This window comes from Paenibacillus sp. sgz302190 (assembly GCF_059820445.1).
In genome coordinates this window covers 215,252-233,596 of record NZ_JBZYAO010000008.1, presented here as the reverse complement: position 1 = coordinate 233,596, position 18,345 = coordinate 215,252, and the positions used below count along the sequence as shown (strand labels likewise).

Annotated in this window: 18 protein-coding genes, 1 pseudogene and 1 riboswitch; of the genes and pseudogenes, 12 read left to right on the top strand and 7 right to left on the bottom strand. The window is 53.0% G+C overall.

The annotated features are described in order from the left end of the window. The first annotated feature begins 606 nt into the window (after positions 1–606). From AC6RNO_RS12490 to AC6RNO_RS12460, 7 genes are all read left to right on the top strand, one after another. Positions 607–1,830 carry an MFS transporter gene (locus AC6RNO_RS12490; RefSeq protein WP_497105619.1) on the top strand — a complete coding sequence of 408 codons (1,224 nt, stop codon included), beginning with the start codon at positions 607–609 and terminating at the stop codon, positions 1,828–1,830. Positions 1,831–1,952: 122 nt separating this feature from the next. After that, positions 1,953–2,045, top strand: a riboswitch (cyclic di-GMP riboswitch). A 91-nt stretch (positions 2,046–2,136) separates the two neighbouring features. Beyond that, entirely contained in the window at positions 2,137–2,442 is a 306-nt protein-coding gene (locus AC6RNO_RS12485; protein WP_474679478.1) for a hypothetical protein, read from the top strand. A 141-nt stretch (positions 2,443–2,583) separates the two neighbouring features. Then, the gene (locus AC6RNO_RS12480) at positions 2,584–3,498 is read left to right on the top strand and encodes an exopolyphosphatase (RefSeq protein ID WP_497105618.1); all 915 of its coding nucleotides are present in this window, start codon (positions 2,584–2,586) and stop codon (positions 3,496–3,498) included. 137 nt (positions 3,499–3,635) lie between these two features. Further along, positions 3,636–4,028 (top strand): SMU1112c/YaeR family gloxylase I-like metalloprotein, encoded by a 393-nt coding sequence (gloA2, locus tag AC6RNO_RS12475; protein WP_497105617.1) that lies wholly within the window; start codon positions 3,636–3,638, stop codon positions 4,026–4,028. Continuing rightward, positions 4,018–4,143 carry a hypothetical protein gene (locus AC6RNO_RS12470; RefSeq protein ID WP_474679475.1) on the top strand — a complete coding sequence of 42 codons (126 nt, stop codon included), beginning with the start codon at positions 4,018–4,020 and terminating at the stop codon, positions 4,141–4,143. The genes gloA2 and AC6RNO_RS12470 overlap by 11 nt, the downstream gene beginning before the upstream one ends. Positions 4,144–4,946: 803 nt before the next feature. Continuing rightward, positions 4,947–5,822, top strand: a complete 876-nt coding sequence (locus AC6RNO_RS12465) for a GyrI-like domain-containing protein (protein WP_474679474.1) — start codon at positions 4,947–4,949, stop codon at positions 5,820–5,822. Between the two features lie 33 nt (positions 5,823–5,855). Next, a complete protein-coding gene (locus AC6RNO_RS12460) occupies positions 5,856–6,746 on the top strand; it encodes an alpha/beta hydrolase family protein (protein ID WP_474679473.1) in 891 nt (296 codons plus the stop codon). 701 nt (positions 6,747–7,447) lie between these two features. Here the strand turns inward: AC6RNO_RS12460 and AC6RNO_RS12455 are convergent. Next, positions 7,448–8,578: pseudogene (locus tag AC6RNO_RS12455) on the bottom strand (THUMP domain-containing class I SAM-dependent RNA methyltransferase); the annotation flags it as partial. Between the two features lie 212 nt (positions 8,579–8,790). Here AC6RNO_RS12455 and AC6RNO_RS12450 point away from each other — a divergent pair. Continuing rightward, complete coding sequence (locus tag AC6RNO_RS12450; protein WP_497105616.1) at positions 8,791–9,426, top strand: class I SAM-dependent methyltransferase; 636 nt, start codon at positions 8,791–8,793, stop codon at positions 9,424–9,426. Between the two features lie 130 nt (positions 9,427–9,556). Here the strand turns inward: AC6RNO_RS12450 and AC6RNO_RS12445 are convergent, their stop codons facing one another. Both AC6RNO_RS12445 and AC6RNO_RS12440 read right to left on the bottom strand, forming a co-directional pair. Beyond that, complete coding sequence (locus AC6RNO_RS12445) at positions 9,557–9,763, bottom strand: hypothetical protein (RefSeq protein ID WP_488434847.1); 207 nt, start codon at positions 9,761–9,763, stop codon at positions 9,557–9,559. A 53-nt stretch (positions 9,764–9,816) separates the two neighbouring features. Then, complete coding sequence (locus tag AC6RNO_RS12440) at positions 9,817–11,031, bottom strand: MFS transporter (RefSeq protein ID WP_474679469.1); 1,215 nt, start codon at positions 11,029–11,031, stop codon at positions 9,817–9,819. A gap of 126 nt (positions 11,032–11,157) precedes the next feature. Here AC6RNO_RS12440 and AC6RNO_RS12435 point away from each other — a divergent pair, with 126 nt between their 5' ends. Beyond that, a complete protein-coding gene (locus AC6RNO_RS12435; protein WP_474679468.1) occupies positions 11,158–11,733 on the top strand; it encodes a spore coat protein in 576 nt (191 codons plus the stop codon). A 66-nt stretch (positions 11,734–11,799) separates the two neighbouring features. Here the strand turns inward: AC6RNO_RS12435 and AC6RNO_RS12430 are convergent, their stop codons facing one another. Next, entirely contained in the window at positions 11,800–12,600 is an 801-nt protein-coding gene (locus AC6RNO_RS12430) for a metallophosphoesterase family protein (RefSeq protein WP_497105615.1), read from the bottom strand. Positions 12,601–12,752: 152 nt separating this feature from the next. Between AC6RNO_RS12430 and AC6RNO_RS12425 the strand changes: the two genes are divergently transcribed. Next, positions 12,753–14,042 (top strand): CapA family protein, encoded by a 1,290-nt coding sequence (locus AC6RNO_RS12425; RefSeq protein ID WP_497105614.1) that lies wholly within the window; start codon positions 12,753–12,755, stop codon positions 14,040–14,042. A 17-nt stretch (positions 14,043–14,059) separates the two neighbouring features. Next, the gene (locus AC6RNO_RS12420; protein WP_497105613.1) at positions 14,060–14,692 is read left to right on the top strand and encodes a fumarylacetoacetate hydrolase family protein; all 633 of its coding nucleotides are present in this window, start codon (positions 14,060–14,062) and stop codon (positions 14,690–14,692) included. Between the two features lie 197 nt (positions 14,693–14,889). Here AC6RNO_RS12420 and AC6RNO_RS12415 read toward each other — a convergent pair whose 3' ends face one another. Next, positions 14,890–15,132 (bottom strand): hypothetical protein, encoded by a 243-nt coding sequence (locus AC6RNO_RS12415; RefSeq protein ID WP_497105612.1) that lies wholly within the window; start codon positions 15,130–15,132, stop codon positions 14,890–14,892. Positions 15,133–15,498: 366 nt separating this feature from the next. After that, a complete protein-coding gene (locus AC6RNO_RS12410; RefSeq protein ID WP_497105611.1) occupies positions 15,499–16,683 on the bottom strand; it encodes an HD domain-containing phosphohydrolase in 1,185 nt (394 codons plus the stop codon). Between the two features lie 199 nt (positions 16,684–16,882). Here AC6RNO_RS12410 and AC6RNO_RS12405 point away from each other — a divergent pair, with 199 nt between their 5' ends. Continuing rightward, positions 16,883–17,722: a DUF92 domain-containing protein gene (locus AC6RNO_RS12405; RefSeq protein ID WP_497105610.1), complete on the top strand. Its 840-nt coding sequence runs from the start codon at positions 16,883–16,885 to the stop codon at positions 17,720–17,722. 261 nt (positions 17,723–17,983) lie between these two features. Here the strand turns inward: AC6RNO_RS12405 and AC6RNO_RS12400 are convergent, their stop codons facing one another. Next, entirely contained in the window at positions 17,984–18,310 is a 327-nt protein-coding gene (locus AC6RNO_RS12400) for a LapA family protein (RefSeq protein ID WP_474679462.1), read from the bottom strand. Between the last annotated feature and the right edge of the window lie 35 nt (positions 18,311–18,345).

The window sequence follows — 18,345 nt, the reverse complement described above, 5'->3', positions numbered from 1 at the left end:
CGAAGTGAGGAGCCGTATGCGTGAATTGCGCACGTACGGATCTGAGAGGGGTATGGGGCACAATCCGAGAAGGAAAGGCCCCGCCTACTCGACCAGGTTTTTTCTATGCAACGGGTTCATTTTGGCGAAAAGCCTGCGATTATGCAGGAATTTTCGACGAAAATGAATCTGAGCCCATGTTCACGGCGAAAAGCCTGCACATTTGCAGGAATATTTTGCGGTCAGCGTATCAACCGGGCAAAAGATGTACTTTTGCAGGTTTTCTTCGCGCACCCGGGCGAGATTATGCGACGGACTCCGGTGTGCGGGTTTCTGGGCAGCCGCAGATACGCTTGCAGCGAAACATCCTTGCAAAAGCCCCTCCATGACGCTGGGCGGCGGAACCTATGAAGATGAAAATAGTGCAACGCTAGTTAGTCGGGAGTTGCTTTGGTGCATCTGCATATGCGGGACCGTCCGGTTTTCGGCGTAAGTACACTTTTCCTATGAAAATGGGGAAGGTTTTTTTCATATAAAAGAGATGCACGATTGCTAATTTTGTGTATAATAGGATTTTAGGGTTTGTTGACCTGTGGTTAATAATTGTGAGAACAGGAGTCATCTTCCATGAATCGGCTGCGAAGTTTCTTTGCATCTTATCATCCTATTGTACATACTTTGATTCTTGGAACCGTCATGGCCCGGGCGGCTTCTTCGATGAGCCTGCCGTTTTTGGCGATATATTTGGCCAAGCATACTTCCATGAGCGAGGTGGCGATCGGCGTCGTCATCGGCATGGGTTCACTGGCGGGGACGGCGGGGGGGTTCATCGGAGGCGCGCTTTCCGACAGATTCGGGCGCAGAGTGATTATGCTTGCGGCGCTTTTGGGCTGGGCCGTCGTCTTTACGGGCTTTGCCTTCGTCAAGCTGCCGCTGCTGTTCATGCTGCTGAACATGGTCAACGGCTTATGCCGCTCCTTTTATGAGCCCGTATCGCAGGCTTTAATGGCCGACCTCACGGAACCGGACAAAAGGTTCAAAGTTTTTTCCATGCGCTACATGGCGATTAACGTCGGCGTAGCCGTGGGCCCTTTGCTGGGGGCGTATTTCGCGACGCTGGACGGTTCGCTGCCTTTTCTTCTTACGGGCATCGTATATTTTATTTACCTGGTGACTTTGTACGTGCTGCTGTCGGTTTTCGGCATCAAGCAAATTGAAGGGGAGAAGAAAGCCCCGGTGACTTTCGCCTCGGCCTGGACCGTTATCCGCAGCGACATTTCTTTCAGGTACTACACGATCGGCGGGATTATCGGAGCAATCGGCTATTCGCAGGTGATGGTGACGCTGTCCCAGTATATGCAAAAAAGCTTCGCCGACGGCGTGCAAATGTTCGCGCTGCTCATGAGCGTGAACGCGATAGCGGTGATCGCGATGCAAATTCCGCTGACCCGCTGGGCGGAAAAATACAGCCCGCTTATGGCGGTAACGGTTGGCAACGTCATGTTCGCGCTCGGAGATGTCGGCTTTGCCTTGTCGCATACGACTTTTCTTCTGGTCGTCTCCATGGTCGTTTTTACGATGGGGGAAATTTTGAACTATCCCGCCGCCAGCCTGCTAATCGATAAGCTGGCTCCCGAGCATATGAAAGGAACGTATTTCGGCGCGCAGACGTTTACGAATTTGGGCCATTTTATAGGGCCGTGGGTGGGCGGATTGCTGCTGGTTTATTACGGAGGGCACGTATTGTTCCTCGTTATGGCTGTCGTGACAATCGGCGGAAATTTGTTTTATACGCGCGGATCTCAGCGCTTTCACCGGGTCGGGAATGTGTCTAAAAAAGAACAACTTTGAAAAATGGTTCTAATTACCTAATATAATATTGTAAAATAGGTATAACAGAGTATTCGAATTCGCCAAAACATACCTTATCCTTGATAGTAGTAAAAAGCGATGATTTGACAGCTTTCGATATGGCTCGATAATAGCAAACCTGGCGAAAGCCAGCGACGCAAAGCTACAGGGGCTTCCTTGTTCGTCAGGGGACACGATGCCAGCCAGCAGCCGAAAGTCAGGGCGACGATAACAGTTCCCCCTCCTTTTCAGACGTAGGTGGGGTTTTGCTTATGAAACAATAAAACAAAGGGAGGATCCAGCAGCATGCAGCCTGAATGGATGCAAAATGAAGAAGAAGTAATTACTTCGCTGTGTGGTAACCATGTTGCCCGTCTGGTACCATCCTCGGATGGACCGAAGTTGATGATTAACCGTGAAGAATACGCGCTGAAAGAAACTTGCTGGGATATAGAAATGTTTCACGGCCGGAGCAGCAGCATTTTGATCTTTTACTGGAAGGGTGAAGTAAAGCTTTCCGTGAAATTTCCGCCGTTATCTCAAGTGGAAGCGTTCCTTTCCAGACTATTCCAATGTCTAACATTCAAAATGAGGACGGTTCAGCCTGTTTAGGCTTACCGTTCTTTTCTTTTGCCTGCGGGGCATTCTAAAGATTTGTTGGATTTGTCAAAAATCGTTGTCACTTGTTGACAGTGACGCTATAATAGATGGAAAATAAAGTAGTTCTGCAGGACTAATTGGAGGATACATAACATGAGGTTGATCACTCGTTCGGATTTTGACGGGCTTGTTTGCGCGATGCTGTTCAAAAAATTGAACATGGTAGACGAAATGAAATTCGTACATCCCAAAGATGTGCAGGACGGCCTGATCGAAGTGACGTCTAACGATATTTTGGCGAACGTTCCTTATGTGCCGGGTTGCGGCCTTTGGTTCGATCATCATTCCAGCGAGTTGGAGCGGATGGGGAAGAGGGTCGAGTTCGAGGGAGAGACGCGGATCGCGCCGAGCGCGGCCAGAGTCGTATACGACTACTACGGGGGCAAAGCCGTTTTCGGCAATATCGACGATATTATGAAAGGCGTGGACAAAGCGGATTCCGCCCAGTTCAGCCAAGAGGATATTTTGAAGCCGCAGGGCTGGGATCTTCTTTCGTTCATTATGGATGCCCGCACCGGGCTCGGACGCTACCGCGATTACCGGATCAGCAACTACCAGTTGATGGAGGACCTCGTGGAGCACTGCGCAACGATGTCTGTCCATGAAATCATGGAACTGCCTGATGTCAAAGAGCGGGTTAACCGTTATTTTGAGCTGGATGCTTTATACCGCGAAATGCTCGGCAAGTACACGCGTACGGAGGGCAATGTCATCGTAACGGATCTCAGAGACGTGGAAACGATTTATCCAGGCAACCGCTTCATGGTCTATGCGCTCTATCCGGAGCAAAATATTTCAATCTGGGTCGTCGACGGGCGCAACAAACAAAACTGCGTGATCGCCTGCGGGCACAGCATCGTCAACCGCACTTCGAAAACGAATATAGGCACGCTCATGCTCAAAAACGGCGGTGGCGGGCATCATGTGGCTGGGACGTGCCAAGTTCCTTACGAAAACGCGAACGAGGTGCTGGAGCAAATTATCGCCACGATGAGAAATGACGGTTAAGAATTAACTTGCAGCCGCAGGAAGGGGAAATCCCGGAGAGCGGCTTTTTTCAGTGATGTTATTGCGCAGGTGAATGCGCTGACGTTATGATAATAGGAGATAGGTGTAGATAAATAGAGAAAACGGAGGGATAGGACGTGAATTTGCAGCGAATTCATCATGTAGCGGTCATTTGCTCGAATTATGAAACATCGAAACGTTTTTATGTCGAGCTGCTTGGGCTCAAGATCATTCACGAATCTTATCGTGAGGAGAGAAAGTCTTACAAGCTCGATTTGCAGATCGGTGTTGACGGGCAGATCGAACTGTTTTCTTTTCCCGATCCGCCGGAACGCGTCAACCGCCCGGAAGCGCGCGGACTCAGACATCTTGCATTCGCCGTAGCCGACATGGCCCAGAGCGTCGAAGAGCTTGAAAGCAAAGGCATTTCAGTAGAACCGGTCCGAATCGATCCGATTACGGGAAACAAATTCACGTTCTTTGCAGATCCGGATGGCCTGCCGTTGGAGCTCGTCGAATATGCCGAATAATCCGAATCGGGAAACGGAGCACAAATCCAAGCTGAGTTTTGCCAAAGGCTGCTTGTGGAGCGTGCTGCTGTCGGCGCTGGTGTGGGGTTTGCTGATTTGGTGGTGGCTAAAATAAAAAATCCCCGTCGATTTGCGCCAAAAGCTGCCGCATGCAGCTTCCTGGACAGGTCGTCGCGGGATTTTTTTGCAGACTCGCGGGAGCGGGGCGGAACGTGAGGCATCCCCGCGGACAAGAGGATGAAAATCGATGCATCGGAGCTAAAAAGGAAGACTCGGCTGTCAGAGTTCGAGCATCATTGGCAATGTGTGGAGAAAACCTGCAAAAGTGCATCTTTTTGCTGCTAAATATGCTGCCCACGTGTAATTCCTGCAAATCTGCAGTTTTTTCCGCCACCGTTGCGGGTTGAGCCCTCTCAGAGCGGATAATTCCTGCACATTTGCAGGTTTTTCTCCAAAACTGGCGGTTTTCGCCGAAAAAACCTGCACATTTGCAGTTTTTACAGCAGCAACTCCAGTTAACGAACGGCTGGAATGTGAACCGTCGTGCACCGGTCCGGCGAGTTCTGCTCTGCGCTCATTCGGACGGCGAAAAATCGCGCAGGTGTAGAAAGAAAATAAAGTATTAGACTGAAAAATAAAGTTGTAGACTAAGAAAATAAAGATGTAGACCAGGAAAATAAAGTCTTAGACTAACGATGCATCATTAACCGAGGGACGGGCAGATTTGTTTAAAACCAGCGAGACTGAGCAATTTCCAGAGATCGCTCTTTTGGCGAACCGAAGAGTGTGGCTGATCAGGAAACTATCTGCGCTTGGAAAGTAATGTTAGCTGTTGAGTAAAGTGAAATTCCGCAAAAAATATCAAAACAGAGCGTTCCATCTGTCGTAAAGTGAGTATATCGATATGGAGGCATTAAAGTGAATTACAAGGATTTGGTAATCAAGGCCATTACCTATATTGAGGATCATCTGACCGATGAGAGATTAAGCACCAAGGTTATGGAGGCTGCGGGCTATTCGCCGTACCATTTTCACCGGATCTTCCTATCGGTTACGAGAAACTCCGTCTCGGAGTACATACGCAAGCGGAGATTGACACAAGCAGCATACGATTTATTTTATACCAACCAAAGGATCATAGATATTGCCATCCTGTACCGGTTCGAGTCTCAGGAATCCTTCGCCCGAGCCTTTGGGAAAATGTTCTCCATCTCGCCTGGACAATTTCGAAAGCAAAGGGACATGAAGGACACGCTGTTCCGGGCAATGGAGAAGCTTCCTTTGGATGAAGTGGGGCTACAGCATTTGAATGAGAGCGTCTCCCTCGTGCCAGCTATTGTCTGCCTGAATAAGCTGCATCTGGTCGGCATGTCGATACCGGGTGTCAATTCGGACGAAGTCGGAAAGCTATGGCGGAGCTTTAGGCAGCGTTTGTTTGAAATTGAGCGAAAGCCGGATACGGAAGACATATTTTATGCGGTCATTGAACTTACAGGTAGGCAATGGGAAGTCACGTATATCGCTTGTGTCGAGGTGGCTAGCGAGGAGAGTGTAGTTCCCTTGGGAATGGTCGCTAAGCTGCTCCCAGCTGTAACTTATGCGGTTTTTACTCATAAGGGGACATTATCGAGACTCAACGATACGTTCCAGTACATTTATGAAACCTGGTTACCCCATTCAGGCAGCGTTCGTACGAATTACCCGGAGTTTGTGCGTTACGACCATCGATATCTAGGACCGATGAACGAGGATTCGGTATTAGACATCTATATTCCCGTAGGCTCGCCATATTAGGAGTATGTAGCTCAAGGAGAGGAAGAAATCAAGATGAACAAAATAGAAGACATTGTTGAAGGATATGCAGGTTGCTGTGAGGTACAAATTACCGACAACGCATTGAAGGTGACCGTTCCCATGATCGTGATGTATCCGACAGATGCACCGGAACAGACTGATAGGTTAGGGCCGTACTCGTTGGAGGTGGCCAGAGACGCAGCGCCGCTGGAGGGAAAGTTTAGACTAGTCCTCATTTCACACGGTACAGGCGGTTCACCGCTTGTGTACCGGTCGCTCGCTCGGCATTTGGCGCGCAGCGGCTTTATCGTTGGCCTTCTCGAACATCCATTTAATAACCGCAATGATAATAGTTTGGAAGGTACTGTCCAAAACCTCACCTATCGCCCCCGGCACCTTCGCATGGCAGCCGACTGGTTTTTTGAAGATGAGAGGTTTAAGGGTCTTCTACAGCCGGGAGGCTATTCGGTCATCGGGCATTCCATGGGGGGCTACACCGCGCTTGCAGCAGCTGGCGGTATCCCGACCTCCTTCCCTACTGAGAGCCCGGATGGGAAGCCGCAGCAGATCGATATCCCTCATGATTCACGCATCCGGTCCCTGATTTTGCTAGCCCCGGCGTCCGTTTGGTTCCGTAATGAGGGAGCATTAAACAACGTTCGGCTCCCCATTCTCATGTTGGATGCCGAGCGAGACCCTTACGCACTTCCTTTTCACGCGCAGATCATCATGAATGGTGTTGCTGAACCGCAAATGATTCGCTATCGGACGGTGGAGAATGCCGGACATTATTCCTTCCTGACTCCTTTCCCAGCTGAGATGATTTCACCAGCCTTTCCCCCCTCGCAAGACCCTCCCGGCTTTGATCGCGTGCAATTTCACGAAACGCTGAAGGCTGAAGTAGTAGAGTTTCTGTTGACTTAACATTAGGAACAATCACTTTCCGTCGAAATCAAATGTTAACTGAGAGTTCGATTAACTAATCGTTACGCAAACTGGGGAATGTTAGTTCAATATCAGGCTGAAACAGCAGCGGCAGTCTAAGACTTTATTTTCACGTCTTAGTCCGCCGCTGCTTACTTTATTGGAACAGTCTAAAACTTATTTTGCGAAGGCTGCCAAATTAATAATTGAAAAACCACATTAGATCAACAACTCCAGTCTAGAACTTTATTTTCAACGAACAGCAGGAGCTGCATTTCGGCTGAGAAAAGCCTGCGCACGCTGCCGGCAAGCCAGCGGCCCGATTGTGCTTGCGGTGCAGCAGCACGGGTGCGGATTGCCGGGAAAGCGAAGCTGGGCATATCCGCTGGAAAGACGCCCCATCGCCGCAGACTTGGTGGTCGGCCGACCGCCGTCATGCAGCGCAAATCTGAGCGCTAGGAACTGCGTGCACGGTTGCGCTTTGGAGGCGTCTTTTTGCAAGCGCCGGCTTGCATCGTGTCCGGCGGCGGTTACAACGATCCGGCGGGTTTTCGCGGCGGTAGCGGCCCCAGATACTGGAACAGGTTGCACTCGATCCGGCCGTTGAACAGCTTGCGCTTTTTGTCGGCGCGGCGGCTCATGTAGTGCTCGAGCTGCTGGCTCGGGCTCAGCACGAACACGCTCCACGTGGGCAGCTGCNTTCGCGGCGGTAGCGGCCCCAGATACTGGAACAGGTTGCACTCGATCCGGCCGTTGAACAGCTTGCGCTTTTTGTCGGCGCGGCGGCTCATGTAGTGCTCGAGCTGCTGGCTCGGGCTCAGCACGAACACGCTCCACGTGGGCAGCTGCCCCGTGATCGAGCCGAGCTGGCGCAGCGCCAGCTCGACTTCTTTCGGATCACCAAGCCTCTCCCCGTAGGGAGGGTTGGTGATCACGCAGCCATAGTCGCCGCGCGGGCGGGCTTTGGCCACAGGCTCCACGCGCAAGCGGAGCTCCTTGGCCAGCCCGGCCGCCTTGGCGGCGGCCAGGGCGACATCGATGGCTGCGCCGTCGATGTCGCTGCCGACGATGTCCAGCGGGACATCGTCGCGGACAGCGTCGTAGGCCTCGTCGCGGGCCTGCTCCCACAGTTCGGGCGGGACGATGTCCCACGCCTCGCTGGGAAAGCTGCGCCTGAGGCCCGGCGCAATGTTCCAGCCGATCATCGCAGCCTCGATCGGGATCGTGCCCGACCCGCAGAACGGGTCGTAGAGCGGCCGCTCAGGCCGCCAGCGGCTCAGCAGCACCATCGCTGCAGCCATCGTCTCCTTGAGCGGCGCCTCGGTCACAAGCTTGCGGTAGCCGCGCTTGTGGAGGCTTGGGCCGGTCGTGTCGATAGTCAGCGTCGCCACGTCGTTCAGCAGCGCGACCTCGATCACGTAGCGCGCGCCGGTTTCGGCAAACCATTCGGTGCCGTAGCGCTGCTTCATTTTTTCCACGACCGCTTTTTTCGCGATTCCTTGGCAGGCGGGCACACTGGAAAGCTGGGATTTATGCGAGCGGCCTTCGACCGGAAACTCCGCGTCGCCGGGGATGAAATCCGGCCAAGGCAGCGCTTTGGTGCCTTCGAACAGCTCGTCAAAGGTGAGCGCGGGAAATTGGCCCATCAGCACGAGAATGCGGTCGGCGGTGCGCAGCCACAGATTGGCCCGGCAAATCGCGAGCGCGTCCCCCTTGAACAGTACACGGCCGTTTTCGATCGTCACCTCGTTATAGCCGAGATCGCGGACTTCCCGTGCGACAATGGCTTCAAGCCCCATCGGGCAAGTGGCAATAAGTTGTAGTTGTGACATGCGGTTATTCCTTTCTATTCTTGAATGCCGGCCGCGGGTCTGCCGAGCGGAGCCGCAAACGGACAGATTCGGGGGCAAGTTGTATATTGGCTAAAAAACTCATACAATTATCAAGTATAGGGCAAACGGTACATACTTACAAACGCAAAAAATGCACACACGGCGAGAAGTGGGAAGCGAGCAGCTCCCGCTTGCAAAAGGAGGACCACCCAATGGAAACGAACGCAGCCGAACATTACATGGAGGCTTTGTACGAAGAAGATGCGCAGCTGGAGCGGGTAAAAGAGGGGATCCGTTCGCACAATATGCCTGAAATCTCGATCGCTCCGGGTTACGGAAGACTGCTTACCATGCTGGTCAACATTACCGGTGCAAAGCGCGTGCTGGAAATCGGGGCGCTGGGAGGATACAGCGGCATTTGTCTGGCCAGAGGCTTGGGAGCTGACGGAAAGCTCGTTTCTTTGGAGCTGAAACAGGAGTTTGCGGATGTGGCGAAGCGGCATGTCGAAGAGGCGGGTTTTGGCGGGCAGGTGGAGTATCGGATCGGCGAGGCGCTGCACCATTTGGCGCAGCTGCGCGAGGAAGGCTCGCGATTTGATTTTTTCTTTATCGATGCGGATAAGGTCAATTATCCGAATTATTTGGAGCAGGCGATTGCGCTTGCCAACCCGGGGGCGATTATTGCCGGCGACAATACGCTGATGCGCGGCAAAGTGGTCAATCCGAACGAGAACAAAGCCTCCGTTCAGGCGATGCGCGAATTCAACCGGCTGATCGCAACGGATTCGCGTTTGGAGAGTACGATTTTGCCGGCTTATGACGGCCTTGCCTTGGCAAGAGTTAAATGAGATAGGCCAGCGCCCGGGAGTCTGTCGAGGAGTCTGGCGGACGGACTGGGAGATATCATAGGTTTTGCGAATAAAAAAAGCACCTTTTGGCAGCTATGGAATTTCCACTGCAAGAGGCGCTTTTTTCATTTTAAGACGCTTGTTTCATTTCTGTATCGGTTTGGTCGTTCGGACTCCATGGTTCGATTTTTGTAAAATTGGGAGCGGGTTGCCGGGTTGCGACGGGTTTGACAGACGGCAGCTTTTTCGTCTGAACCCCGCCGAGGCTGTTCCAGTAAACCATCAGCAGTTCCGCGAAAAGTACAATAAATACGATTTTTCGCCAGTTCAGCTTCATTGACGGCTTCCTTTCTAAAATATACAGTCAATTCATTTTACCATAATGTGGAATCAAAGGCTATCGTTTTTTAAGCCTTTTTGCGTACTGTAGAGCGTTTTATACACCCACAAAGCATTCAGGAACAGCACAATTGCCGAAGCGATGAAAATTTCGCGGATATTCAGCAGCCCGGAGAGCGCGCCGCCTATCACCGGCCCCGTCATATTGCCGAGGCTTAAGGCGCTTGTATTGAAGCTGTAGGAGCGGCTTTCCATGCCGTCGGGCGTATACTTGCGGATAAGCGCATTGACGGTCGGGAGCAGGCCGCCCATGAAAATGCCGAGCCCGAACCGTGCGGCAAACAGCTGCCATACATTGTGCACGATCGCTTGCGGTACGAAGAGAACGGCTGCTCCGACAAGGCATATGGCCAAAATGCGTTCCGGACCGATCCTGTCCGACAGCTTGCCGAGCACCGGCGAGGCGACCATATTGGAAAAGCCGGTGATGGAGCTGACCAATCCGGCGAAGAAGGCCAGCCCTTCCGTTTGTCCGTGCAGCTCTGCAACGAATAAAGGCATAAGCGGCATCGTGCTGAGCATGGCGAATTGAATGACGAAGGTGACGGCGTAAAGGGCGGGCAGCTGTTTGATATGTTTGAGCTGTCCGAAGCCTTGGATAACGGAAACTTTCGGCTTGGCGGAAGCGCTCTTGACGTCGAATTTTTCTTTCACCAGCCAGGATGTCAACAGCGAAGCGGCAAAAAGCAAAATCCCGGTTATATAAAAAATGTATCTGTAGCCGATCCACTCCGCCAGCAGCCCGCCAATGAACGGTCCCAGAATCGTTCCTGCGACGGCCCCGGATTGCAAAGTTCCCATGGCAAAGCCCATTTTATCTTTGGGCGTATTGGTGGACATCAGTGCGACGGCGGCCGGCGCATACCCGGAGATCGTTCCGTTCAGCATCCGCAAAATCAACAGCTGCCAGGCGCTGGTGGCAAAGCCCATCAAAGTCATGACGACGGCCATGCCGAAGCCGGAACGGAGCAGCATGACCTTACGGCCGTAACGGTCCGCCAAACCGCCCCAAATCGGTTGGAACAGGAACGAGGTGACAAAATTGCCTGCGAAAATAATGCCGGCCCAAGTCGCCACCTGGTGCGGGTCCTGCATCCCCATTTCCTGCAAATACAGAGGGAGGAACGGCATAATCATCGTCATTCCGCCCATAACCAAAAATTGACCTAGCCAAAGCACGGTTAAATTGACTTGCCAGCGAACCATAAAAATCCCTCTTTTCAAGCTGTAATTGTGACTGAGCATGTATATAATTTCCAAATTGTGGGGAAGTTACGGTTGGCGATTATTCGTCCCTTAGAAACTACCCCAACTCAAAGGAGAAATCAAATTATGCCGTTCGGTGCGCATGAAGCTGTTGAAGTTCATGAAATTTTGTGTGAAAAAATCAATACGATCAATCATTTCTCGCTGTATGCAGAGCAGGCTCAGCATCCGCAGGTCCGCAATCTGATCCAGAACCATTTGCAATCGGAGATCCAGCACTACGATCAATTGGTCGCCTATACGCACGACTACAGTGCGGCTAACCGTCAGGGCGGCGCAGCGCAGGGCATGCAGGCTTTCGGCGGCGCCACGCCCCAGCAGATCCAGTACGGGCTGCATCAACCGGCGCAGACGGCTCCCGGCATGCAGGGGCGGTTGAACGATCAGCAGATTTTGAGCGCGGTGCTCGTCTGCCATAAAAACTGCGCCAAAAACGGCATGCAGGCATCGCTCGAATGCGCCGACCCGAACGTGCGGCAAATGCTGCTGAATGGGGCGATTGCAGCGAATCAGCACGCATACGACACGTTCCTGCTGATGAATCAGCAGGGTCAGTACCAGGTGCCGACGATGAACGACCATACGGCCAAAACGCTGCTGCATACGTTTCAGCCTGTCCAGCAGCAGGCGGGCTACATGTAGACTGCTTTTGCATAAAGCATAAAACCCATCAGACTCCTGCCGGCAGCGGAAGTCCGATGGGTTATTTCATTTGTCGACGTCCTTATGAACCAAGGCTGTGGAGAGCTCAAGCTCGTATCTCCGCACGCCCGGCATCTCCGCCGCATAGGCTAGCCGCACAGCACGTTCGATATCGTAGGGTACTCTTATAAACTGTATGGAAAATCCGGCGGCGCTGCCCGTTTGCTCGTCCGATCCGCTTCCCTGGCCTTCTACGACCGCATAGCTGGCCTGCGGTATGCCGTCATAGGGGCATCCCACGCTGCCGATATTGAACAGCAGCAGCCCATCATCCGTCCGTCCGGCGGATTGTTCCTCGGAAGGGTTTTTCATCGTCAGCAAATACGGTACGTGGATATCTCCGTAACCGACGATGTCCGGCGTTCTGGAACCGGACGGAGCTCCGGTCGCTTCCGTATTTTGAAACATGGCCAGACGCTCTTCCTTGGACGATTTCCGCTTTATTCTGTGAAAGATGCTCTTCGAGGAAGCGTGGAACAGACGCAGCAGCTTGCCGCTTAACGGCAGGTCAACGGAAAAAGGCAGCTGCTCCAAATAAGCGAGCCGCTGAGCGCCCAGCTGGCGCTGCTGCCACAGCCCGATTTCCGAATCCTGCGTATACGTGATGCCGAGGTCCCAATTCCCCTGGATGACCGTCTCGCACGTTTCCCGGATGCGGTCGACCACGTCCGCCGAGTCCGGTCCCTTGCCTACTAGATCCCCGAGACAAATGATTCTGTTGATGCCGCGCTTTTCGATATCGCTCAGTACGGCTTCCAGTGCAGGCATATTTCCATGAATGTCCGATACGATTGCAATTTTTTCCAAGTGTCATGGTTCCTTTCCGCTTATCCGTTCTGATCGATTCCACTCTTTCTGTTATAACATATCGGAGCGCCGATGTGGTAGTGCAAGCTGTTGTCGGTACCCAGAGCGGGCTTGTTCTGATATAATTTGTAATGGGAAAGGAGAATGCTCATTTGATACCCAGATCAGAACGTCACCGTAAACAAAAGCAGCGGCCGTCTGAACGCAAACCGATACCGGTGAAAATGATCGCCGGATTAACGCTCGTCGCTGTGGCCTGTTTGGCTGTCGGCGTAGGGGCGGCCTACATTACCTCGCGAACGTCTCACGAGCAGCAATTGGAAGCGGCTTCTACGCCCGTGAGTACGGCTGCGCCACGAACTGCTGCCGATACGGCGGCAAGCGCAGCGCCGAAAGCGCAGCCTGCGCAGAAGGCCGATGCCGCATCTCCGTCTCCTGCGGCTTCCGCTGCTCCTTCTGCCGCCGCCTCCGTCAAGCCGGACGATTCTTCGGCAGGCTCGGGTGTAAAGCTCGCCTTCGTCGGCGATGTGATGATGGCCGGCAATGTGGAAGAGATTTTAAAGCAAAATGGCTATAATTATCCATATACGAACGTAAAGGACTATTTGAGCAAAGCCGATTATACGATTGCCAATCTGGAAACGCCCGTTACGATCCGAGGCACCGCTCAGTCCAAAGATTTCGTATACCGGTCGTCTCCGGACGCGCTCCCTGCGCTTAAGGATTCGGGCGTCGACCTCGTCAACTTGGCGAACAACCACGTCATGGATTACGGGCAAGAAGGCTTGCTCGACACACTGGATGCGTTGGACCAGACAGGCTTGAAGCGCGTCGGAGCGGGCAAAAACGCAGAGGAAGCATACGCGCCGGTCATTGTCGAAAAGCAGGGAATGAAAATCGCATTTCTCGGTTTTAGCCGTGTCGTTCCGGAGGCTTCATGGAAAGCCGGGTCCGATCATGCGGGCGTCGCTGAAACCTACAGCTACACGCTGCCTGTGGAAGCCATTCAAAAGGCCAAGGAACAGGCGGATCTGGTCGTCGTCGTCGCGCATTGGGGCGTAGAACGGGCGGACAACCCGGACAAAAATCAAAAGGATCTGGCCCATCGCTACATCGATGCCGGGGCCGATCTGGTCGTCGGCAGCCACCCGCACGTTATGCAGGGCTTTGAGAATTACAATGGCAAGTGGATCGCTTACAGCTTGGGCAATTTTGTTTTTACGACCAACGATATTTCAAAAACGTGGGAAACCGCGATTCTTGAAGCGTCTTGCTCCAAAGACAAGCAGTGCGACGTCCATTTGGTGCCGGTGCTTACGAAAGGCGCGCTGCCCACTCCGATGAATGCCATGGACGGGGCCAAGCTGTTCGAGCGGCTTACGCAAATATCGAAGACGCTGCGAACCAAAGTTGACGAGCAGGGCAATGTGATCCAAAAATAGAAAGAGGAGCATGCAAGATGAAAAATACGGTCCGCAATGTATACTGTGTCGGGCGCAATTATGTAGCGCACGCAGCTGAGCTGGGCAACGACATTCCCGATCAGCCGATGATTTTTACGAAGCCGACGCATGCTTTGGTCGAACTGTCCGCAGGCGAAGTTCAGCTTCCGGGCAATCAAGGGGAAATTCATTACGAGGCGGAATTGGTCATACATATCGGCAAGCCGTACGTGCAGGGGATCACCGTGGACGAGCTTGTGGACGGTTACGCTTTGGGCATCGATTTTACACTCCGAGACGTGCAGAGCGTGATCAAGAAAAAAGGAGCCCCATGGCTGCCTGCAAAAGGGTTCCTCGGATCTGCGCCGATCAGCGAATTCAGACCGTTTCCGGGAGTCGGCGCGTTGCGGGAAACGAATTTCCAGCTTCGGATCAACGGCAGCACCGTGCAAAACGGCAATATAAACAGAATGATTTTCGATCTGCAGACGATCGTCGATTTCATCGCCCGGAACTTCGGGCTCGGAGAGGGCGACATTATTTACACAGGCACGCCGGAGGGCGTCGGCCCCGTACATAACGGCGACCGCCTGGAGCTGCTGTGGGGAGAAGAATCGTTCGGCGCCATTACAGTAACGACAAAGGAATAGAGTCCGATTGCAATTTGGCGGAAGGGCTTGGGCTCGGGGACGCGGGTGCAGCGGCATTTTGGAGACTTTCGAATCACTCAGAGCGGCAAAACGGCAAAATTTTCGTGATTCGACAATCGACGGTCTCAATACCACCGCTGCAGTCTGTCCATCGATCCGGACCACCACCGGCTGGGGCTCCACATCGTTGATAACGTTTAGAAAGCCTGCTGGGGTTCCACATCATTGATAACGTTTAGAAAGCCTGCTGGGGTTCCCACATCGCTGATAACGTTTAGAAAGTCTGCTGTGCCCCCCACATTTCTGATAACGTTTAGAAAGCCTGTTGGGGCTCCCACATCACTAATAATGTTCAAAAAGCCTGCAAAAGTGCAGGCTTTTTCGGCGATATCGCTTCGTTTTAGGGTAAAGCCTGCAAAAGTGCAGGAATTTTCCACCATAGGGCGGCTAAACCCTAAGTGTTGGCTGAAAAAACTGCAGATTTGCGGGAATTTTCCGAATGCGGGCATCAAGCGGCAAAAAGATGTATTTTGCAGGTTTTCTCACACGTTGACGCGGATACACCCGCTCCGCCGGGCGGCTTTTTCAACACGCTGACTTTTGCAGTCTTTTCTGCGACGCACCGCGCGTAGCGCCCAGCGCGTAGTACTGCACTGCGTGAAGGCAGCTGTTCCACGATGCCAAGTAGAAGCAGATTCGTCAGCTCTCGGCGACCGAGTTGTTTTTCGCGCGTTTCCGGGCTGCCAGGTGCTGCCAAGCCGCATGCGTGTACGCACGGGACCTGACTTGGTGCGCCGCCACCGCGATTAATCCGATCCGTTAACCGGATTGGTGTCCGAATAAAGAGCGCGGATGTGCAAAATGGAAGGCAGCTGCTCGAATAAAACGTCTACGAGCAGCGGATCGAAATGTTTGCCGCGCTCCTCTTTAAACAGATTTAAAATCTGCTCCAAATCCCACGCTTTTTTGTAGACCCTTTCGCTCCCCAAAGCGTCGAAGACGTCCGCAACCGCGGTAATTCTGCCGTAGATGTGAATGTCCTCGCCCTTCAACCCTTGCGGATAACCGGCTCCGTTCCATTTTTCGTGATGCTCGTAAGCGACGATCGCAGCCGTTTGCAGAATAGGCCGCTTGGAGTTTCTCAGCAGGTTATAGCCGATGTTAGTGTGCGATTGCATGATCTTGAACTCTTCGTCCGTCAGCTTTCCCGGTTTTTTGAGCACCTCGTCCGGGATGGCCACTTTGCCGATATCGTGCATCGGGGATGCCATTTTCAGCAGCTCGGCTTCAAGCGTGCTCATTCCGAGCCCCTGCGCGAGAATATAGGAATATTCCGCGACCCGTTTGACATGGTTGCCCGTTTCTTTGGAACGGCTTTCGCCGATTTCGCCCATCGTGAAAATGATTTCCTTTTGCGTCTCCTCGATTTCGTGCGCAAGCAGCGCAGATTCCAGGGATTTGCCGGCGTACGAGGCGGCGAGCGTCAAATATTCCATGTCTTTATCGGAAAATTGCTCGCTGGGCGTCAGCTTGTTGATCGCTTGGTAAGCGCCCATAATCTCGCCATCGTTATTCCGGAAAGGGATAACCATAAGCGCTTTAGTCCGGTACCCCGTTTGTTTGTCCGTACGCAGGGCGCCGTTCACAAGAAATTGTTTGTATTCTTCGTTCGTATAAGCATCGTCGATGAATACCGCTTTGCCGTATGTAACCGCGTAGCCGACGAGTCCCGCCGTTCCGGGAACGCGAATTTCGTCGACGCCGTGGGCGACTTTGGACCACAGCTCATCTTTATTTTTATCGAGAAGCCATACCGTACAGCGGTCGGAGACGATCATCTCACGGCCCATATCCGCCATCAGCATCAGCATATTGTCCAGGCTTCTTTCGTTCGCTATTTTGGCCGCATAATCAAAAATAACGCGGAGCATCTCCTGCGGCTCCAAATCTCTTTTCAAACGGGTTCCCGAATCGAATCGTTCGTGTTCCATGGTGACCTCCTTGCCATCCCCTTCGTCGTCTAACATATATTCCTCATAGGGCAGCGAACTTCCTGCCGTCGTTTCAATAAGTTTGGAAAGATTTTGTCGAATAACAGGTTGCGCTCTCTTGGCATGCAGAATGATGAGCGCGTATGCTACAATGTGTGTAAATGAATTAATGGATATTGAAAATAAAGGAGATTCGCACATGATTGTGGAGTGGGCGTTGGGGCTTGCCGGCAGCTTTGTTATAGCGGGGGCGGCTTACTGGAAGCGTTCCTTGTCCGCCTCCGGCTTCCTGGCTGCGGTTGCGCTCGGAACCGTAATGTATGCGCTCGGGAACGCGGCGTGGTTTGGGACGCTGATCGCATTTTTCCTCTCTTCCACGCTGCTGTCCAAGCTGAAGCGGGCCCGCAAAGCAGCGGCAGAGAGCGGCTATGCCAAAAGCGGCCGCAGAGACGCCGGGCAGGTTGCGGCCAACGGAGGGCTGGGCTTGCTGCTTTGCATGGCCAACGCGATTTGGCCTGATCCGATGTGGTGGGCTTTGTTCGTCGGTGTGATGGCGACCGTCAACGCCGATACTTGGGCGACGGAAATCGGAGGGTTAAGCCGTGCACGGCCGCGTTCGATCATTACCGGCAAACGGGTTGCGGCAGGCACTTCGGGCGGCATTACAGGACTTGGGCTGGGCGCTTCCGTATTGGGAGGCTTGTTCATTGGGGCGGTTGCCGCGCTGCTGGCGGGATTCGGCGAGCCGTACGGCGGGCAGCATCACTTGCCGGGCGGCAGCGCAGGTCCGCTGCTGGCTTTGTCGGGGATCGGCGCCGTCTCCGGGCTGCTCGGTTCGCTAGCTGACTCTTGGCTTGGTGCAGTACTGCAAGTGATGTATCGCTGCACCGTCTGCGGACAAGTTATGGAAAAACATATCCACTGCGAGCGAAAAGCCGATCATGCCCGCGGCATACGCTGGATGACGAACGATGCTGTGAATGCCATCAGTTCGTTAGCTGGAGGAGCCGTTTCTCTGGTGTTATTTGCGCTATGGTGAAGGTGCGATATTTATTCGTCCTTGCGGGAGTAGGCTTTATTCAGGACCCAGATGAGCAGGCCCAGCATCCCTAATACGATTAGAATAGATACGACAATGACGGCAGTCATGAGTTTCCTCGCTTTCCAAAAGTGGGCATCGTTCCTTTGTACATTGTAATTCACGCATACAAACAAAACAACCCTATTTTCCGCATCCGGAGGCAGGGTTGTTTGTGTTCGGAGGTCTGTCCGATGAACTCCGCGTCCGTCGGGCAGACTCCTAATGAATCGTCGGACTGGCGCTTTCCGGCAGCGCTTGTTCCGGCAGTGCTTCTCCCGCTGCGGGTGCGGCTGCAATCGCCGTGCTTTCCAGCAACTGCTTCTCCAACTGCTTGACTTTCCGCTGCAGCTTGTATTGGCGGATGATGCCGAACAGGCCGACGATAAAGCCGCCAAGCAGAGTGGACGTTAAAATAACAATGATCAAAGGTACGCTCGTCTGGGCGAACAAAAAGTTCACTTCGACCGAACCTACATTGATTACGGCAAAAATAGCCGTAATAAGGGCAAAAATGAGCATGCAAATCAGTACCCACTGCGTTTTCATCGGCTTCTCTTCCTCTCCGTAGAGAAAAAGGCTGA

Bases quoted from the DNA above. Each gene is read 5' to 3' on its own strand.
- AC6RNO_RS12490 (WP_497105619.1), top strand. From the start codon at position 607: ATGAATCGGCTGCGAAGTTTCTTTGCATCTTATCATCCTATTGTACAT.
- AC6RNO_RS12485 (WP_474679478.1), top strand. From the start codon at position 2,137: ATGCAGCCTGAATGGATGCAAAATGAAGAAGAAGTAATTACTTCGCTG.
- AC6RNO_RS12480 (WP_497105618.1), top strand. From the start codon at position 2,584: ATGAGGTTGATCACTCGTTCGGATTTTGACGGGCTTGTTTGCGCGATG.
- AC6RNO_RS12470 (WP_474679475.1), top strand. From the start codon at position 4,018: ATGCCGAATAATCCGAATCGGGAAACGGAGCACAAATCCAAGCTGAGT.
- AC6RNO_RS12460 (WP_474679473.1), top strand. From the start codon at position 5,856: ATGAACAAAATAGAAGACATTGTTGAAGGATATGCAGGTTGCTGTGAG.
- AC6RNO_RS12450 (WP_497105616.1), top strand. From the start codon at position 8,791: ATGGAAACGAACGCAGCCGAACATTACATGGAGGCTTTGTACGAAGAA.
- AC6RNO_RS12445 (WP_488434847.1), bottom strand. From the start codon at position 9,763: ATGAAGCTGAACTGGCGAAAAATCGTATTTATTGTACTTTTCGCGGAA.
- AC6RNO_RS12440 (WP_474679469.1), bottom strand. From the start codon at position 11,031: ATGGTTCGCTGGCAAGTCAATTTAACCGTGCTTTGGCTAGGTCAATTT.
- AC6RNO_RS12435 (WP_474679468.1), top strand. From the start codon at position 11,158: ATGCCGTTCGGTGCGCATGAAGCTGTTGAAGTTCATGAAATTTTGTGT.
- AC6RNO_RS12420 (WP_497105613.1), top strand. From the start codon at position 14,060: ATGAAAAATACGGTCCGCAATGTATACTGTGTCGGGCGCAATTATGTA.
- AC6RNO_RS12415 (WP_497105612.1), bottom strand. From the start codon at position 15,132: ATGGTGGAAAATTCCTGCACTTTTGCAGGCTTTACCCTAAAACGAAGC.
- AC6RNO_RS12410 (WP_497105611.1), bottom strand. From the start codon at position 16,683: ATGGAACACGAACGATTCGATTCGGGAACCCGTTTGAAAAGAGATTTG.
- AC6RNO_RS12405 (WP_497105610.1), top strand. From the start codon at position 16,883: ATGATTGTGGAGTGGGCGTTGGGGCTTGCCGGCAGCTTTGTTATAGCG.
- AC6RNO_RS12400 (WP_474679462.1), bottom strand. From the start codon at position 18,310: ATGAAAACGCAGTGGGTACTGATTTGCATGCTCATTTTTGCCCTTATT.